The organism is Streptomyces sp. NPDC034037 (genome assembly GCF_055575715.1).
The window spans coordinates 582,704-599,059 of sequence record NZ_JBVISC010000003.1 but is presented as its reverse complement, the minus strand read 5'-3'; the positions used below and the strand labels follow the sequence as shown (position 1 = coordinate 599,059).

Annotated in this window: 5 protein-coding genes; all 5 read left to right on the top strand. The window is 74.2% G+C overall.

Annotation, left to right across the window (positions count from 1 at the left end; translation table 11 throughout):
• Window positions 1-20 precede the first annotated feature (20 nt).
• The 5 genes from ACZ516_RS13230 to ACZ516_RS13210 are packed head-to-tail and all read left to right on the top strand — an operon-like array spanning window position 21 to window position 15,989.
• Complete coding sequence (locus ACZ516_RS13230) at window positions 21-1,346, top strand: MFS transporter (protein ID WP_361081974.1); 1,326 nt, start codon at window positions 21-23, stop codon at window positions 1,344-1,346.
• Window positions 1,324-1,596 (top strand): MbtH family protein, encoded by a 273-nt coding sequence (locus tag ACZ516_RS13225; RefSeq protein ID WP_469010101.1) that lies wholly within the window; start codon window positions 1,324-1,326, stop codon window positions 1,594-1,596. Before ACZ516_RS13230 ends, ACZ516_RS13225 begins: the two co-directional genes overlap by 23 nt.
• A gap of 52 nt (window positions 1,597-1,648) precedes the next feature.
• Window positions 1,649-4,981, top strand: a complete 3,333-nt coding sequence (locus tag ACZ516_RS13220) for a non-ribosomal peptide synthetase (RefSeq protein WP_469010099.1) — start codon at window positions 1,649-1,651, stop codon at window positions 4,979-4,981.
• On the top strand, window positions 4,978-11,913 hold the full coding sequence (locus tag ACZ516_RS13215; RefSeq protein ID WP_469010098.1) for an amino acid adenylation domain-containing protein: 6,936 nt from the start codon (window positions 4,978-4,980) through the stop codon (window positions 11,911-11,913). Before ACZ516_RS13220 ends, ACZ516_RS13215 begins: the two co-directional genes overlap by 4 nt.
• Window positions 11,910-15,989, top strand: coding sequence for a non-ribosomal peptide synthetase (locus tag ACZ516_RS13210; protein WP_469010096.1), 4,080 nt, complete (start codon window positions 11,910-11,912; stop codon window positions 15,987-15,989). The genes ACZ516_RS13215 and ACZ516_RS13210 overlap by 4 nt, the downstream gene beginning before the upstream one ends.
• The last annotated feature ends 367 nt before the right edge of the window (window positions 15,990-16,356 follow it).

Below are 16,356 nucleotides of genomic sequence, written 5' to 3'. Positions count from 1 at the left end.
CCAGGACGGAACACCCCCACATGGTCGCGCGTTCGCTCCGGTCCAACCGGGACTTCTCCGTCTTCTGGGCGGTCCAGGCGCTGTCCGAGGTCGGCAACGCCTTCTCCCTGGTGGCGCTTCCGCTGCTGGTGCTGCACACCACCGGCTCGGCGGCGCAGATGGGACTGCTGACCGCCGTCGCGGGCGCCACCTCGCTGCTCACCGGCCTGGTGGGCGGCTCCTGGGCCGACCGCTTCGACCGGCGGCGGCTGCTGATGCTCTGCGACGCCGCCCGGCTGGTGCTGTACGGCGCGATCCCGCTCTGCTGGGCCCTGAGCCCGCAGATCTGGCTGCTGTACGTGGTCATGGCGCTGGCCTCGGTGTTCGAGATGCTGTTCAAGATCACGTACGTGACCGCCGTGGCGAACCTCGTCGACAAGGAGCAGATCGTCGCGGCGAACGGCCGGCTGGAGGCGACGAACGCGATCGCGTACATCGCGGGCCCGGCGCTGGCCGGTGTGGTGGCCGGGTTCTTCGGGCCGACGGCCGCCGTCGCCATCAACGCGGGCAGCTTCGGCATCTCCCTCGTGGGCCTGGTGTTCATCAGGCTCAGGCCCACCGCGCGGCCACCGGCCGACAGGAGCGAGACCGAGAGCGAGGCGGGCCGGGCCCGGAACGGGCTCGCCGGCTTCCGGATCGGCGCCGCGTTCCTGTGGCACACGCCGGTGCTGCGGGCGCTCACCGTGCTGCTGACCGTCACCACCTTCCTCAGCCTGGGCATGACCGACGTGTTCATCTACCACCTGCGCCACGGGCTGGGACAGGACGAACGCACGGTGGGCTACGTCCTCGCGCTGGCCGGAATCGGCACCTGCGTGGCCGCCGCCGCGACCGCCCGGCTGCGCCGCTCCTGGGGGTTCGGCCGCTGCTGGCTCGGCGCGCTGAGCCTGTGCTCGGTGTCCGTACTGGTGCTGGGCCGTACCGGGCGGGTGTCCGTGGCGGCCGTGACGATCTGTCTGTACTCCTTCGGCATGGCGCTCGCGGGGGTCTGCTCGATGTCCCTGCGGCAACAGGTCACGCCGGACCACCTGCTCGGCCGGGTCACCTCGGCGTTCTGGACCATCCACGGCAGCCTCGCGCCCCTCGGCGCCGCCCTGCTCACCGCCCTGGTCGGCATGCTGGGGACCCGCGGGCCGCTCACCGCGGTGGCCGTCGTCTTCCTGGCCGTGGTGGTGGCCGCCGCCTTCACCCCCATCCGCCAGCGCCACCCGGAACAGACCGCCGTACCGCCCCGGCGGACGCGGCCCGCCGACACGTCGCCACCACGAGAGGAGAGCCACGGGGATGACACCGAAGCCCGACGATGACGAGCGGCCGTACAAGGTCGTGGTCAACCACGAGGAGCAGTACTCCATCTGGCCCGCCGACCGGGACAACCCGGCCGGCTGGTCGGACGCGGGCAGGACAGGACCGAAGGCCGACTGCCTCGCACACATCGAGGACGTGTGGACCGACATGCGCCCCTTGAGCCTGCGCCGTCGCCTGCGGGAAGGCGCACAGGGCGGACAGGACGACCACGACGCACCGCCGGCGGAGGGCGCCGACCGGACGGGCTGACTCCCCGGCCCCCTCACCGCACCCGCCGTACCGCGAACCAGGGAAGGCCATCGTGCACGACGACCTGGAAACACGACCGACGGCCGACTCGGCCCAGGCACCCCGGCTGCCGCTCTCCCACGCCCAGGAACGACTCTGGTACCTGGAGCAGATCGCCGCCGGCGCCCCCGTCCACCACGTGTCCGCCGCCACCCTCGTCGAGGGCCCACTCGACGCCGAGCGGATCGCGGCCGCGCTGCGGGACTGCGCCTGCCGCCACGAGCTGCTCCGCAGCACCTTCGACGACCGCGGGGACGGGCCGCGCCGTACCGTCCGCGCCACGGCCGAGGTACCGCTGCGGCGACTGGACATCGGGGGCGCAACAACGCCCGAGGCGCGACTGCGCGGTGTGCTCGCCGAGGAGAGCGCACGGCCCTTCGCCCTCGACCGCGGGCCCGCGCTGCGCGCCACCCTCGTGCGCACCGGCGAGGAGCGGCACGTGCTGCTGCTCACGGCCCACCGCATCGTCGCCGACCGGACCTCGCTCACCGTGCTGGAACGCGAACTGGCGCAGCACTACGCGGCGTTGGGCGAGAAGCGGCAGCAGCTCCCGCCCGAGTCGCCCTCGTACGCGGATCCGACGGCCCTGGAGAGGCAAGCTTCGGACGGAGAAATCTCGTACTGGAAACGGCAGTTGGAGGATTTCGAGCCGCTCGATCTGCCGCTCGACCGGACCCGGCCGAGGACGCCGACCCACCGGGCGACGCTCCGCGCGCTGCTCCTGGACGCCCGGCACACCGAGGCCCTGCGGCGGCTCGCCCACGAGGAGGACATACCCGCGTGGGCGGTCATGGCGGCCGCCTTCGCCGTGCTGCTGGCGCGCTGGACGGGCCGACCCGACGTGGCCTTCGCCACCCCCGTGGACCGGCGCCCACCGCAGGCCGCGCGGACGGCGTTCGGGCCGTACGAGGACCTGCTCCCGCTGCGGGCCGATCTGACGGGCCGCCCCTCCTTACGGGAAGCGGTCCGCCGGGTCGCGCGCACCCGGGACGAGGCGGAGCGGCACGCCGCGGTCCCCTTCGGGCGGCTCGTCCAACTCCACGGCCAGGAGCGGGACCTGAGCCGCCACCCGCTCTGCCAGGCGGTGTTCGCCGTGACGGGCGCACGGCGTACGGGGTTCACCGCGGCGGGGTGCACCACGTCCGCGCTCACCCTGGACGACGCGAGCGTCCCCTACGACCTGCTGTGCACGGTGACCGACGACGAGGAAGGCGCCGACGGACGGGGCGGCCTCGGGGCCGAGCTGCGCCTCGCGTCCGACCTCTGGCTGCCGGAGTCGGCCGACCGCATGGCGAGCGCCCTGCGCGCCCTGCTCACCGCCCTCGCCGAGAACCCCGACCGGCGGATCGGGGACATCCCGGTGCTGTCGCCCGAGGACCGGACCCGGCTCGACGCCTGGAACGCGACCGAACGGCCGCTGCCTGAACCGGCCACCGTGGACGTCCTGTTCCGCGTCTGGGCGGACCGCACCCCGCAGGCCCTCGCCCTCACCGAGCGCACCGGCACCTGGACGTACGCCCAGCTGCGGGAGCGGGCCGGCCGCGTCGGCCGGAGTCTGATCGCCGCCGGCGTCACCCAGGACTCCGTCGTCGCCCTGCACATGCGGCGCTCCGCCGACCTGGTCACCGGCATGCTCGGCGTGCTCCTGGCCGGCGGCGCCCCCCTCGTCCTCGACCCGGCCCACCCCGAGGAACGGCTGCGGGGCATGGCCGCCGACGCCGACGTCTCGGCCGTCCTCAGCCGCGCCGAACCCCCCGCCTGGCTGCACGACTTGGGCGTACCCGTCCTGCGGCTCACCGACGCGGAACAGACCGCAGCGACCGGCCCTGCGCGGCAAGGGCTTCCGGCGGCCGACCCGCTCCCACCCGCCCGCTCCCACCCCCTCGGGCTGGCCGCCGTGGTGCACACCTCCGGCTCGACCGGGCGGCCCAAGGCCGTCGGGATACCCCATCGGGCCGTCGTACGGCTGATCACCGTGACCGACTACGTGTCCATCGGCCCCGGCGACGTCCTGCTGCACCTCGGCGACCCGGCCTTCGACATCACCGCCTTCGAGGTGTGGGGGGCGCTGTGCAACGGCGCACGGGTGGAGGTGCTGCCCGGCGACGAGCCCCTCGGGCCCGACGAGGTGCTGGCCGCACTGCGCGAGCTGCGGCCCACGATCGTCGCCCTCACCGGCACCCTCTTCAACCGGGTGGCCGACATCGACCCGAGGGCCTTCGGCGGACTGCGCCATCTCTTCGTCGTCGGCGAGGTGATGGACCCCCGCCGCACCCGCGCGGTGCTGCGCGGCGGCGCACCCCCAGCCCACCTGCACAACGGCTACGGCCCGAGCGAGAACGCGACGTTCTCCACGACCCACCTGGTGGACCGGCTCCCCGAGGACGCCCCGAGCGTGCCCATCGGCTCCGCCCTCACCAACACCACGCTGCACGTGCTGGACCCGGACCTGCGCCCCGTGCCGATCGGGGTGACCGGCGAGCTGTACGTCGGCGGACCGGGCGTCGCCCGGGGCTACCTGGGCCGCCCGGGCCACACGGCGGAACGCTTCCTGCCGGATCCGTTCGCCGCCCGGCCCGGCGCCCTGATGTACCGCACCGGCGACCTGGTGCGCAGGCTCCCGGACGGGGCGCTGGACTTCCTCGGCCGGGCCGACCAGCAGGTGAAGATCCGCGGCTACCGCATCGAGCCGGGAGAGGTCGAGGCCGCCCTGCTGGTCCGTGACGACGTGCGCGAATGCGTCGTACGGGCGGTCGACGTCGCCGGGGACCGGCGGCTCGTCGCCTACGTCGTCCCCGCGCCGGGGCGGCGGCCCTCCCCGCCGGAACTGCTGGGCGCGCTGCGGGGCCGGCTGCCGTCGCACATGGTGCCCGGCCATGTCGTCCTGCTCGACGCGCTGCCCACGACACCCAGCGGCAAGATCGACGCGCGGGCTCTGCCGGGTCTCACCGAGGGCGCGGCCGGCCCGCCGGACGCCGGCACGGTGGCGCCGAGGACGGCGACGGAACGCGCCCTGTGGGAGATCTGGGCGGACGCCCTGCGGGTGCGGTCCTTCGGGGTGCACGACAGCTTCTTCCTCGTCGGCGGCCACTCGCTGCTCGCCTCGGTGGTGCGGACCTCGGTCCGCGAACGGCTCGGCGTGGCCCTGCCGTTGCGGACCCTGTTCGACGTGCCGACCCTGGCCGGCCTCGCCGTCGAGGTCGAGCGGGCCACCGCCGGGGCGGCGGCCGTACGGCCGAGCGAGGAAGCGGACGACGGCTCGGCACAACTCGACGGCCTGGTGGCCGAACTGGAGCGGCTCGCCGAATCCCGGCGCGCCGAGGGACGAGCGGGGGGAACCGCATGACGCACACGACGAGGACGACCGACGCGACCGAGGCGGAACTGCGGGGCCGGATCGAACGCCTCCCCGCCGGACAGCGGGCCCTGCTGCGCCAACGGCTGTGGCAGAAGGGCGCCCCGACCGGGCTGCCCGCCCTGGACGATGACGGCGAGGCCCCCGCGTCCTTCACCCAGCGCCGGATGGCGTTCCTGTGCGGGCTCGATCCGGACAGCCCGGCCTACCACAGCCCCGTCGTGCACCGCCTCACCGGACCGCTGGACGACACCGCCCTCGAAGCCGCCCTCAACGACCTGCTGCGCCACCACGCGGCCCTGCGCACCGTCCTGCCGGTCCGGGACGGCCGCACCGTGCAGCGGGTCCTGCCGCACCGGCACCGCGCGCTGCCCGTCGTCGACCTGACCGCACTGCCCGCCGCCGAGCGGCAGGCGGAGGCCGAGCGGCTCGCCCGGGTGGACGCCGGGGAGCGGTTCGACCTGGCCGAGGGGCCGCTGGTGCGGTTCCTGCTGCTGCGTGTCGCCGCCGACGACGCGGTCCTTGCGCTCACCTTCCACCACGCGGTCGTCGACGGCTGGTCGCTGGGCGTCCTCCTGAACGACCTCGGCACTGCCTACGGGGCGCGCCTGGAGGGGCGGGAGCCCCGGCTGCCCGTCCACACCGTCCAGTACGCCGAGTACGCCCGCTGGCAGGAGGAGTGGGCCGAGGGCGACGAGGCCGCCGCCCAACTCGACTACTGGGAGCGCCGGCTGACCGGAGCCCCGGACCCGATGCCGCTGCCCGCCGACCGCCCCCGGCCCGAGCGTCCCGAAGGGCGCGCCGCTTCCACGGCGTTCACCGTCCCCGCGCGCGTCACCGATGAGCTGCGCAAACTGTCGGCCCGCACCGACAGCACCCTGTTCATGGTGTTGCTCGCCGCGTTCCAGATCGTGCTCGCCCGGTACGGAGGCCACGACGACGTGGTGGTCGGCACCCCCGTCGCCAACCGGCGGTACCGCGGCTTCCACGATCTGGTCGGCTTCTTCGCCAACTCGGTCCCGCTGCGCTCGCGGGTCGCACCGGAGACGTCCTTCGCGGACTTCCTCACCGAGGTCCGCACCACGTGCCTGGAGGCGTACGAGAACCAGGACGTGCCCCTCGACCTGGTCGCCCGGCGCCTGCACCCGCAGCGCAGCCCCGGCCGGAACCCGGTCTACCAGGTCAACTTCACCCTCCACAACACACCGCTGCGTCCCGTGCGCACCCTGCCGGGCGGGATCGGTCTCACCCCGCTGGACCACCTGGACCACGACGCCGCCCGCTTCGACCTCGACCTGAACATGTGGGAGACCGACGCCGGACTGGAGGGCCGGCTCATCCACGCCACGGACCTGTTCGACACCGCGACCGGCGAGCGGCTCGCCCGGTCGCTGGGCGTCCTGCTCGCCGCCGCGGCCGCCGCCCCCGACACGCCGACCGGTGAACTGCCGCTGCTGACGGCCGAGGAGCACGACCAACTCCTGCGCGAGGGCCGCGGCGCGGCCCCCGCCCGCCCCGAGGACATGCGCGTGGACCGGCTCTTCGCCGCACGGGCGCGCACCGCCCCCGACACGGTGGCCGTGTCCGCGCCGGGCCGCGCCGACCTGACCTTCCGGGACCTCGATCGACACGCCAACGGCCTCGCCCACCGGCTGCGCGGCCTCGGCGCCGGTCCCGGCCGCGCGGTCGCGGTGCTGCTGCCCCGCACACCCGAGGCGGTGGTCGCGCTGCTCGCCGTACTGAAGAGCGGCGCCGCGTACGTGGCGATCGACCCGGCCTACCCGCCGGCCCGGCGCGCGTACATGCTGCGCGACAGCGAGGCCGTCCTGCTGGTCACCGACGAGCCGCCCCAGGACCCCGGCGTCCCGGTCGTCGTGCCCGACCCGGACCGGCTGGCCGAGGAGGCGACCGCGGCACCCCCGGAGGGCGACGGCGGATCCGACGACCTGATGTACCTGATGTACACCTCCGGCTCGACCGGCGGGCCCAAGGGCGCCATGCTCTCCCACCGCCAGGTCGCCAACTACCTGCTGTGGGCGGTGGAGACCTACCTGCCGCCCGAGGCGGACGGCGCCGTCCCCGTGCACTCCTCGCTGGCCTTCGACCTGACCGTCACCAGCCTGTTCGCCCCGCTCCTGGCCGGCCGGCGCCTGCTGCTCGCCGAAGACCGCGGCACACCCGGCGAGGGCCTGCGCGCCTCGGCGGCGGCGGACACCGGCCTCGGCTTCGTCAAGCTCACCCCCTCGCACCTGAACATGCTGGAGGACTCCCCGGCCCCCGCGCGTGCGGGGCAGTGGACCCGCACCCTGGTCGTCGGCGGCGAGGAACTGCACGAGGAGCGGCTCGCGGCCTGGCGCACGGGTGCCGAAGCACCCCGGATCGTCAACGAGTACGGCCCCACCGAGACCGCCGTGGCCTGCGCGGCGTACGACAGCGCGCACCCGGTCGGCGGCTTCGGCCGGGTGCCCATCGGCAGGCCGGTGCACCACGCCCGGCTGTACGTGCTGGACGAGGCGCTGAACCCGGTGCCACCGGGCGCGCCCGGAGAGCTGTACGTCGGCGGGGCGGGCGTCTGCCACGGGTACTGGAACCGCCCCGGCCTGACGGCGGAGCGCTTCGTCCCCGACCCCTTCGGCGACGAGCCGGGCGGACGTCTGTACCGGACCGGTGACCGGGTGCGCCGGACGACCGCCGGGGACCTCGAGTACCTCGGCCGTCTCGACGACCAGGTCAAGATCCGCGGCCACCGGGTCGAGCCGCAGGAGGTCGCCGCCGCGCTGGCCGGGGACCCGGCGGTCCGGGAGGCCGCCGTGATCGCGCACGGCCCCACCCCCGAGTCCCGGCGACTGGTCGCCTTCGTCAGCCCGGACACCGACGCCGGCGCACCGGCGGACACGGCGGCCGAGACGGACTGGGTGAGTCACTGGCGGACGCTGTACGAGGACACCTACGGCAGCGCGGAGCGTCCCGCCGACCCGTCGTTCGACCTGGCCGGCTGGAACAGCAGCTACACCGGCGAGCCGATCGGGACCGACGCGATGCGCGAGTGGCTCGACGCCACCGTCGAGCGCATCCGCGCGCTGCGTCCGCGCCGGGCCCTGGAGATCGGCTGCGGCACCGGCCTGATCCTTGCCCGGATCGCCCCCGACTGCGACTTCTACCAGGGCGTCGACCTGTCCGAGCAGGTCGTCGAACGCCTGCGGCACGGACTTGCCACCGCCGTCGACGCCCCCGGACGGATCGGGCTGCGGGCCGACCCCGCCCATCGCGCGATCCGCCCGGGCGAGACGTACGACACCGTGATCCTCAACTCCGTGGTCCAGTACTTCCCGTCCGTCGACCACCTGACGGCCGTCCTGGAGCAGGCGATCGACGCGCTACCCGCCGGGGGGCACATCTTCCTCGGCGACCTGCGCAACCTCGCCCTCCTGGACGCCTTCCACGCCTCCGTCGCGGCCCACCGGGCGAAACCGGGCACCCCCGACGCCGTCCTGCGCGCCGAGACCGCCTGGGGCGTGGAGACCGAGAACGAACTCTGCCTCGACCCCCGGCTCTTCGGCGCGCTGACCGCGCGGTGGCCGCGGATCACCTCGGTGCGCGTCCTGCCCAAGCGGGGAACGGCCGACAACGAACTGACCCGGTACCGCTACGACGCCATCCTCACCGTCACCGGGGAGGACACGGCGGACGAGGACCCGGCAACCGGCCCCGGAACCGCGACACCGGGGGAGCGGGACTGGCAGGCGGAGGGTCTGGACCCGGACGGGCTGGACGCGCTGCTCGGCGCCGAGCGCCCCGACCAGCTCGTGCTGCGCGCCATCCCCAACGCACGGCTGACGGCCGACCTGCGGCTGCTGGCCCGCCTCTCCGGCACGGCGCCGGACACCGTACGGCCGGGCGCCGACCCGGAGGAGCTGTGCCGCCTGGCCGCGCGGCACGGATACGACGCCGAACCGAGCTGGGCCGAGGGACGGCCCGACGGCTCCTACGACCTGCTGCTGCACCGCCGGGGAACGCCCCCGCCCGTGCTGCCGCCCGTCGTCACCGCCATGGAACCGGACCGGCTCGCGACCGCACCGCTGTGGCGCCCCGCGGCGCTCGCCGCCCTGCCCGGGATCGAGTCCCGGCTCGCCGGACGGCTGCCCGCGCCCCTGCTCCCCACCCGGTACATCGTGCTGCGCCGGATCCCGCTCAACGCCAACGGCAAGATCGACCGCGCCGCGCTCGCCGACCTTTCGCAGATACCCGAGGAAACAGGCGCATCCGGGCGGCCGGAAACCGAACTCACCCCCACCCAACGGCGGATGGCCGCCATCTGGACCGAACTCCTCAACCGCGACGGCATCCGCGCCGAGGACGACTTCTTCGACCTCGGCGGGCACTCCCTGCTCACCTTCCGGCTCGTGTTCCGGCTGCGGGAGGAGTTCGAGGTGGAGGTGCCGATCCGCGGCCCGTTCGACGCGTCCACCCTCGCCGCCCTGTCGGCCCTCGTCGACGGCCTGGTCGCCGAGAAGAACCGGCCCGTGCTCCCCGCGCTGGCCCCCGTCGAACGGGAGGGGCCCGTACCGGCCTCGTTCGCCCAGGAACGCCTGTGGTTCCTCCACCAGATGGACCCGGGCACCGCCCAGTACAACTTCCCGGTCTTCGTCCGGCTGACCGGCGAACTAGACGTCGACCTGCTGCGCCGGGCGCTCGCCGGGGTCGTACGGCGGCACGAGGTGCTCAGGACCGTGATCACCACCCGGGACGGGCAGCCGTTCCAGACCGTGCTGCCCGCCGAGCCGCCCGCCCTTCCGCTGACCGACCTGACGCCGCTCCCGCCGGAGCAGCGGGAACCGCAGGCGCGCCGGCTGGCCAAGGAGCAGTACGCCGAACCCTTCGACCTGGCCACCGGGCCCGTACTGCGGGCCGGGCTGCTCCGCCTCGGCCCGACGGACCACGTCCTGCTGCTGACGGCCCATCATGTGACCGTGGACGGCTGGTCGGCCACCGTCCTGCTGGACGAACTGGCCGAGCTGTACACGGCGGTCCGCGAGCAGCGCCCGCCCCGGCCGGCCGAACTGCCCGTGCAGTACGCGGACTACGCGATCTGGCAGCGCCGGCTCGCCGAGGCCGGGCACTTCGACCACCTGGTGGAGCACTGGACGGCACGCCTGCGAGGCATCCTCGACCTGCCCGGACTGCCCCTGGACCGGCCGCGCCCGGCCCACCCCGAACACCGGGGCGAGAGCCTGCGCTTCCGGATCCCGGCCCCGGCCGCGGACGGGATGCGCGCGCTGTGCCGGGAGGAGGACGCCACCCTGTTCATGGCGCTGCTCGCCGCCCTGTACGCGGTGGTGAACCGGCGGACCGGGGAGACAGATCTGGTGGTCGGCTCGGACGTCGCCGGCCGCTCCGACAGCAGGACCGAACCGCTGATCGGCTTCTTCGTCAACCAGATCGTGCTGCGCGCCGACCTCACCGGCGCCCCGACCTGGCGGCAACTGCTCGGCCGTACCAAGGAGGTGGCCCTGGACGCCTACGCGCACCAGGACCTGCCGTTCGAGGAGGTCGCCAAGGCCCTCAGCCCGCCCCGCACCCGCAACCAGAGCCCGCTGTTCCAGATCAAGCTGGTGCTCAACAGCAACCGGCGGGCGGCCGACACCATGGCCGGGGCGCGGATCAGCCCCTTCACCGTGGACCTCATCGACACCAGCCGCTTCGACATCACCCTCGTCCTGGAGGACGACGACGAGGGGATCGCCGGATTCCTCAACTACGACCCCGACCTCTTCGACGCGTCCACGATGGCGGAACTGCGCGAGCAGTACGTCACGCTGGCCGCGGACATGGCCGCCCGCCCGGACGCCTCGATCGCCGACGCGCCCCTGCCGACGGCGGCCCGCGAAGCGGCCGGCCGCCCGAGGCGACGAGGCCCCGGTGCCCTGCGCGGCATCAAGCCGACCAAGGTCGCCGTGGCCCCGGACGACATGGTCGTACGGGAGCCGCTGCGAGAGGGCGCCGACCTGCCGCTCGTGCTGCGGCCGGCCCGCGCCGACGTCGACCTGGTGGCCTGGGCCCGCACCCACCGCAGCCGGCTCGACACCGACCTGGAACGGCACGGCGCGCTCCTGTTCCGGGGCTTTTCCGTCACCGACCCGGACGCCCTGGAGCGCTTCGCCTCCGTGTTCGTCGACCACCTCTTCGGCGAGAACGGCGAACACCCGCGCGCCGCACTCGGCGGCAACGTCTACACGCCGGTGTTCTTCCCACCGGAGGAGAAGCTCCTGTGGCACAACGAGAACTCCTTCAACGACGAGGGCCCGACCCGCATCTGGTTCTGCTGCGCCCGCCCGGCCGACTCCGGCGGCGAGACACCCGTGGTCGACAGCCGCGCCGTCCACCGGGCGCTTGACCCGGCGCTGCGCGAGGAGTTCACCGCCAAGGGGGTCATGTATCTCCGCACCTACGGCACCGGCCTCGGACTCGACTGGCGGGACGTCTTCAGGACCGGGGACCGGGCCGAGGTCGAGGCCCGCTGCGCCCGGCAGGGCCTGCGCCACGAGTGGCACGGCGACCGCTTGCGCACCACGGCCGTCCGGCCCGCCGTGCTGCGCCATCCGCGCACCGGCGAGTGGTCCTGGTTCAACCAGGCACAGCACTGGCACACCGCCTGTCTCTCCACCGACGTACGGGATTCCCTGCTGGCCACCATGTCCCCCGAGGAACTCCCGCGCAGCTGCCGGTTCGGCGACGGCACCGCGATACCCGACGAAGCCATGCACGAGATCCTGCGGGTCTACCGGGAGCTGGAGGTCTCCTTCCCCTGGGAGCGCGGAGACGTGCTGCTGCTCGACAACATCCTCACCGCCCATGCCCGCAACCCCTTCCGCGGCGAGCGCGAACTCCTCGTCGCCATGGGCGACATGGTGAGCTACCGGTGACGGCGGAGACGGAACAGCCGCGGCAGGTCGAGGGGTACCGGCTGTCGTTCCGGCAACAGCGGCTGTGGGAGCTGGCCCGACTCGGCGTGCCGTCCTGGGCCCAGGTGCTCGTCACCCTCGACGGCGAGCTGGACACGGACCGGCTCACGGCCGCGCTGCGCGACACGGTGGCCCGGCACGAGAACCTCCGCTCGACCCACCGGCCGGTACCGGGCGCCCGCACCGCGCTGCTCGTCGTCCACGACGCGGACCGGCCGGGCCCGCGCTGGACCCACGAGGATCTGACGCACCTGGACGAGACGGCGCGCCCGCACAAGATCGCGGAGGAGGCCTGCGTCCGACGGGAGTTGCCGCACGGCGGGCCGGACGATCCGGTGCTGCGGGCGGCCCTGTTCACCCTCGGCTCCCGTCGGCACGCCCTGCTGCTCACCACCACCGCCCTGGCGGCCGACGGCCGGGCGCTGCGGCTGCTCGTCGACGAGCTGGCCGAGCGGTACGCGGGTACACCGCCCACCGACGAGGTGCTGCAGTACAGCCAGTTCGCCGAGTGGCAGTACCAGGAATTCGGCGAGCAGCCACCGTCCCCGGGCCCCGACGGCCCCGCCGCACGGCTGCCCCTGCCCCTACCGCTGCCGTTGCGTCGGCCGCCCGGCGCCGGCCGATCGGATCGGCGTACCGTCACCGCGCCCCTGCCGGACGGTGTCACGGACGCCGTCCACGCCTACGCGCTGCGCCGCCGTGTGCGTCCGGGAGCTGTGCTGCTCGCCTGCTGGCAGATGCTGCTGGCCAGGGTCGGCGGACAGCCCGACGTCACGGTCGACGCGCTGCTCGACGGCCGGGAGTTCGAGGAGACGGCCACCGTCGTCGGCCCCTTCGCGCAGTGGGCCGAGGTCACCGCGCGGATCGACCCCGGTGTGGTCCTCGACGCCCTCGCCGCCCGCGCGGACCGCGCCCTGACCGACGCCGAGGAAGCCCGGCAGGACGCCCCTTCCTCCGGTGCCGGGGAGCAGGCCGGGCGCGACATCGGCTTCGCCTGGACGGACGTCCCGGCACCGCGGTGTGCCGACGGCGTCACCTTCACCGTGGCCTGGGACGACGTCGAGACCGAGCCCCATGCCCTGCGGCTGGTCTGCGCGCTGGGTGCGAAGGACGGGCGTACGACCTGGCACTACGACGGCCGTCAGTTCGACGACGCCTATGTACGGGTGCTCGCGGACCAGTACGCGACACTGCTCGCCGGGGCGCTGGCCGCGCCCGCCATGCCCGTGCGCCAGGTCCCTCTCCCGCACGGGCTGCCGGCCCGCCGCCCGGAGTCCAGGGCGGGCCGGTGCCTGCACGAGCTGGTCGAACGGCAGGCCCGACGCACCCCGGACGCCCTCGCCGTCGTGGCCGGAACCGATCGGCTGACCTTCGGGGAACTCGACGCGCGGGCGAACCGGTGGAGCGGTGTGCTGCGCGCCCGGGGCGTCGGGGTCGAGACCCCGGTGGGGGTGCTGGCTACCCCCTCGGCCGCGCTGGTCGTGGCGCTGCTGGCCGTGCTCAAGGCCGGCGGGACGTATGTGCCGCTCGATCCGTGGCTGCCGCCCCTGCGCTCACGGGAACTGCTGGAACGGGCCGGATGCCGCCTGCTGCTCACCGACCGGCCGGACGAGGCGGTGACGGCCGAGGGCGTCGCGTGCGTCGACCTGCGTGACCTGCCGCCCGGCGGCACGGACGCGGAGGCGGAACCAGGGCGGCCGTGCGAGGTGGGGCCGGACCATCTCGCGTACATCATGTTCACCTCCGGCTCCTCCGGGACACCGAAGGGGGTGATGCTGCCCCACCGGGCCGTGTGCGACTACCTGCTGTGGAGCGCTCGGACGTACCTCGCTCCAGGCGCCGTGCACGACGACGGGGGAGAGGGGGTGGGCGACCGGAGTGCCGGTGGCGGTACGGGCATTGGGACTGGCGGCCTCGGTGATAGGGGTGGTGGCGGTAGCGGCGGTGATGGCACTGGTGCTGGCGGCGGCAGTGATGGCGAGGGCGGTGGCAACGGTGGTGGCGGGGGCGGCGGCAGCGGTGATGGCGAGGGCGGCGGCAGCAGGGATGGTGAGGGCGGCGCGATGGCGCACTCCTCGATCGGCTTCGACCTCACCGTCACGAGTCTGTTCCTGCCGCTGGTCACCGGTCGTCCCGTCCTCCTCGACCCCGCCTGGCGCGACGCCCTCGCCCTCTCCGTGGACCTGGCGGACCGGACCGGCCTGGACCTGCTCAAGCTGACCCCGTCCCACCTGAAGGTGGTCAACCAGTCCGTGGCACCGGCGGACTTGGCCGGCACCACCGGCTCGCTCGTCCTCGGCGGTGAGGCCCTCGACCGGGACGCGGTCGAGGCCTGGACGGCAAACGCCCCCGGGACGAGGATCTTCAACGAGTACGGGCCGACCGAGACCGCTGTCGGCGTGTGCGTGCACGAGATGGGCGCCCACGAAGGCCCCGGCCCCGTGCCCATCGGCCGGCCCATGGACCACGCCGAGGTCCTCGTCCTGGACGGGGACCTCACCCCGGTGCCGGTGGGCGTGCCGGGGGAGATCTACATCGGCGGCACGAGCCTGGCCCGTGGATACCTGGACGCCCCCGCCGCCACCGCCGAACGGTTCGTACCGCACCCCTTCTCACCGGAACCCGGCAGTCGCCTGTACCGCTCGGGCGACCTGGCCTGCGTCGGCCCGGACGGCCTGATCCGGTATCTGGGGCGGGTGGACGACCAGCTCAAGGTCAACGGGGTACGGGTGGAGCCCGAGGAGATCCGGGCCGCGCTGCTGCGGCACCCCGCGGTGCGGGACGCCGCGGTCGTCCTGGTCGCGGACGAGGAACGCGGCGATCACCTGGCCGCCTGTGTCGTCGCCGACGACGTCCCCGCCGCCACGCCACGGGCCTTGCGCGCCCACTTGGCGGAGCGGCTGCCGGCGCAACTGGTGCCGGCCACGTATGCCAGGACCGGGGCGATACCCCTCACCCCGAACGGCAAGGTGGACCAAGCCGCGGTGCGGTCACTCGTCCGGGCAGACGGGACCGGGTCCCCGATCTCGTCGCCGGGCGGAGTCGGCACGCCGTCGACCGACCCGGTGGAGGCCGCCGTGGCCCGGGTCTTCGAGGACCTGCTCGACGTCGCCCCCGTCGGCGCGGACGACGACTTCTTCGAGCTCGGCGGCCACTCCCTGCTGGCCGTACGGCTGATCGCACGGCTCAACGGGGAGTTCCACACCGCGCTTCCGGTACCCGTCCTGTTCTCGGAACCGCAGCCGGGGCAGGGGAGGGCGGCCACACCGAGGCACCTGGCCCGGCTGCTGAAGGCGGGCGACGCCGTGCCACTCGCCCTCCCGGACGGCATCGTGGCACTGCGGCCCCGAGGCGAGGGCACGCCTCTTTTCTGCGTCCACCCGGCGGGCGGCGAGGCCACCGGCTTCCGCCATCTCGCCGCCTGCCCCGAGCTGCGGGGCCCGCTGTACGCCCTCCAGACGACGCCGGACGGTGCCGACGAGGACCGGAGCGTCGAGGCGCTGGCCGCCCGTTATCTGACGGCGGTACGCGCGGTGGCGCCGACCGGCCCGTATCTGCTGCTGGGCTGGTCGATGGGCGGGCTGGTGGCTTTCGAAATGGCCCGGCTGCTCGAACTGCGGGGCGAACCCGTGGAGATGGTCTTCCTGGTGGAGAGCTACCTCTCCGCACAGCTCCCGGAGTTCGAGGAGGACGACGGGGACGACGGGGGTGACGAGCTGGAGAAGCCGGGCCCTGTGGCGGCGGAGGAATACATGACCGCCGCCGAGGCGCTCCGGCTGGCCCTCCGACGGCGCACCAACCGCGCCCATCTGCGGGCCGCCCGGGCCTACCGCCCGTCGCGGTACGCCGGCCCGGTCGCACTCGTCCAGGCCGACAAACAGGACGCGGACTTCCGGCACACCGCGATCCGCTCCTGGTCCCGCGTCTGCGCCCCTGCCCAACTGACCCCCCACACCCTGGAAGGAGACCACCTGACCCTGTTCGAGCCCCCGTACGTCACCGAACTCGCCCGCCTGATCGACCGGATGACGCGGTAGCCCAGGGATGTAGGGGAGCGGCGCGGCGGCGTGCTGCTCGTGGCGGTGGGAGGCTCCTGGCCGCCCATGCCGTCGGTTCGCTGGTGTGTGTGAGCGGTTCCTGATAGGTGCGGTGCGAGCGGTTCCTGATACGTACGGTGCGAGCGGTTCCTGACACGTACGGTGCGAGCGGAGCGGATACACGTCCGTGCCCGCGTGTCCCCGAGCGGCGGAGGTCTGGCATGGGCAAGCGTTTCACGCGGCGGCACCTCGGCCCGATGGCCCGGATGGCCCCGATGGCGCTGCTCGCGCTGATCGGCCTGATCGCCGCCGCCCTGCTCGGTGCGGGTTCGCCGCCGACCGCTTCGGGGCGAGCGGAGAGTGGGCG

What these genes read in the sequence shown, in the direction of transcription:
- ACZ516_RS13215 (WP_469010098.1), top strand. Translation starts at nt 4,978, where the DNA reads ATGACGCACACGACGAGGACGACCGACGCGACCGAGGCGGAACTGCGG.
- ACZ516_RS13225 (WP_469010101.1), top strand. Translation starts at nt 1,324, where the DNA reads ATGACACCGAAGCCCGACGATGACGAGCGGCCGTACAAGGTCGTGGTC.
- ACZ516_RS13230 (WP_361081974.1), top strand. Translation starts at nt 21, where the DNA reads ATGGTCGCGCGTTCGCTCCGGTCCAACCGGGACTTCTCCGTCTTCTGG.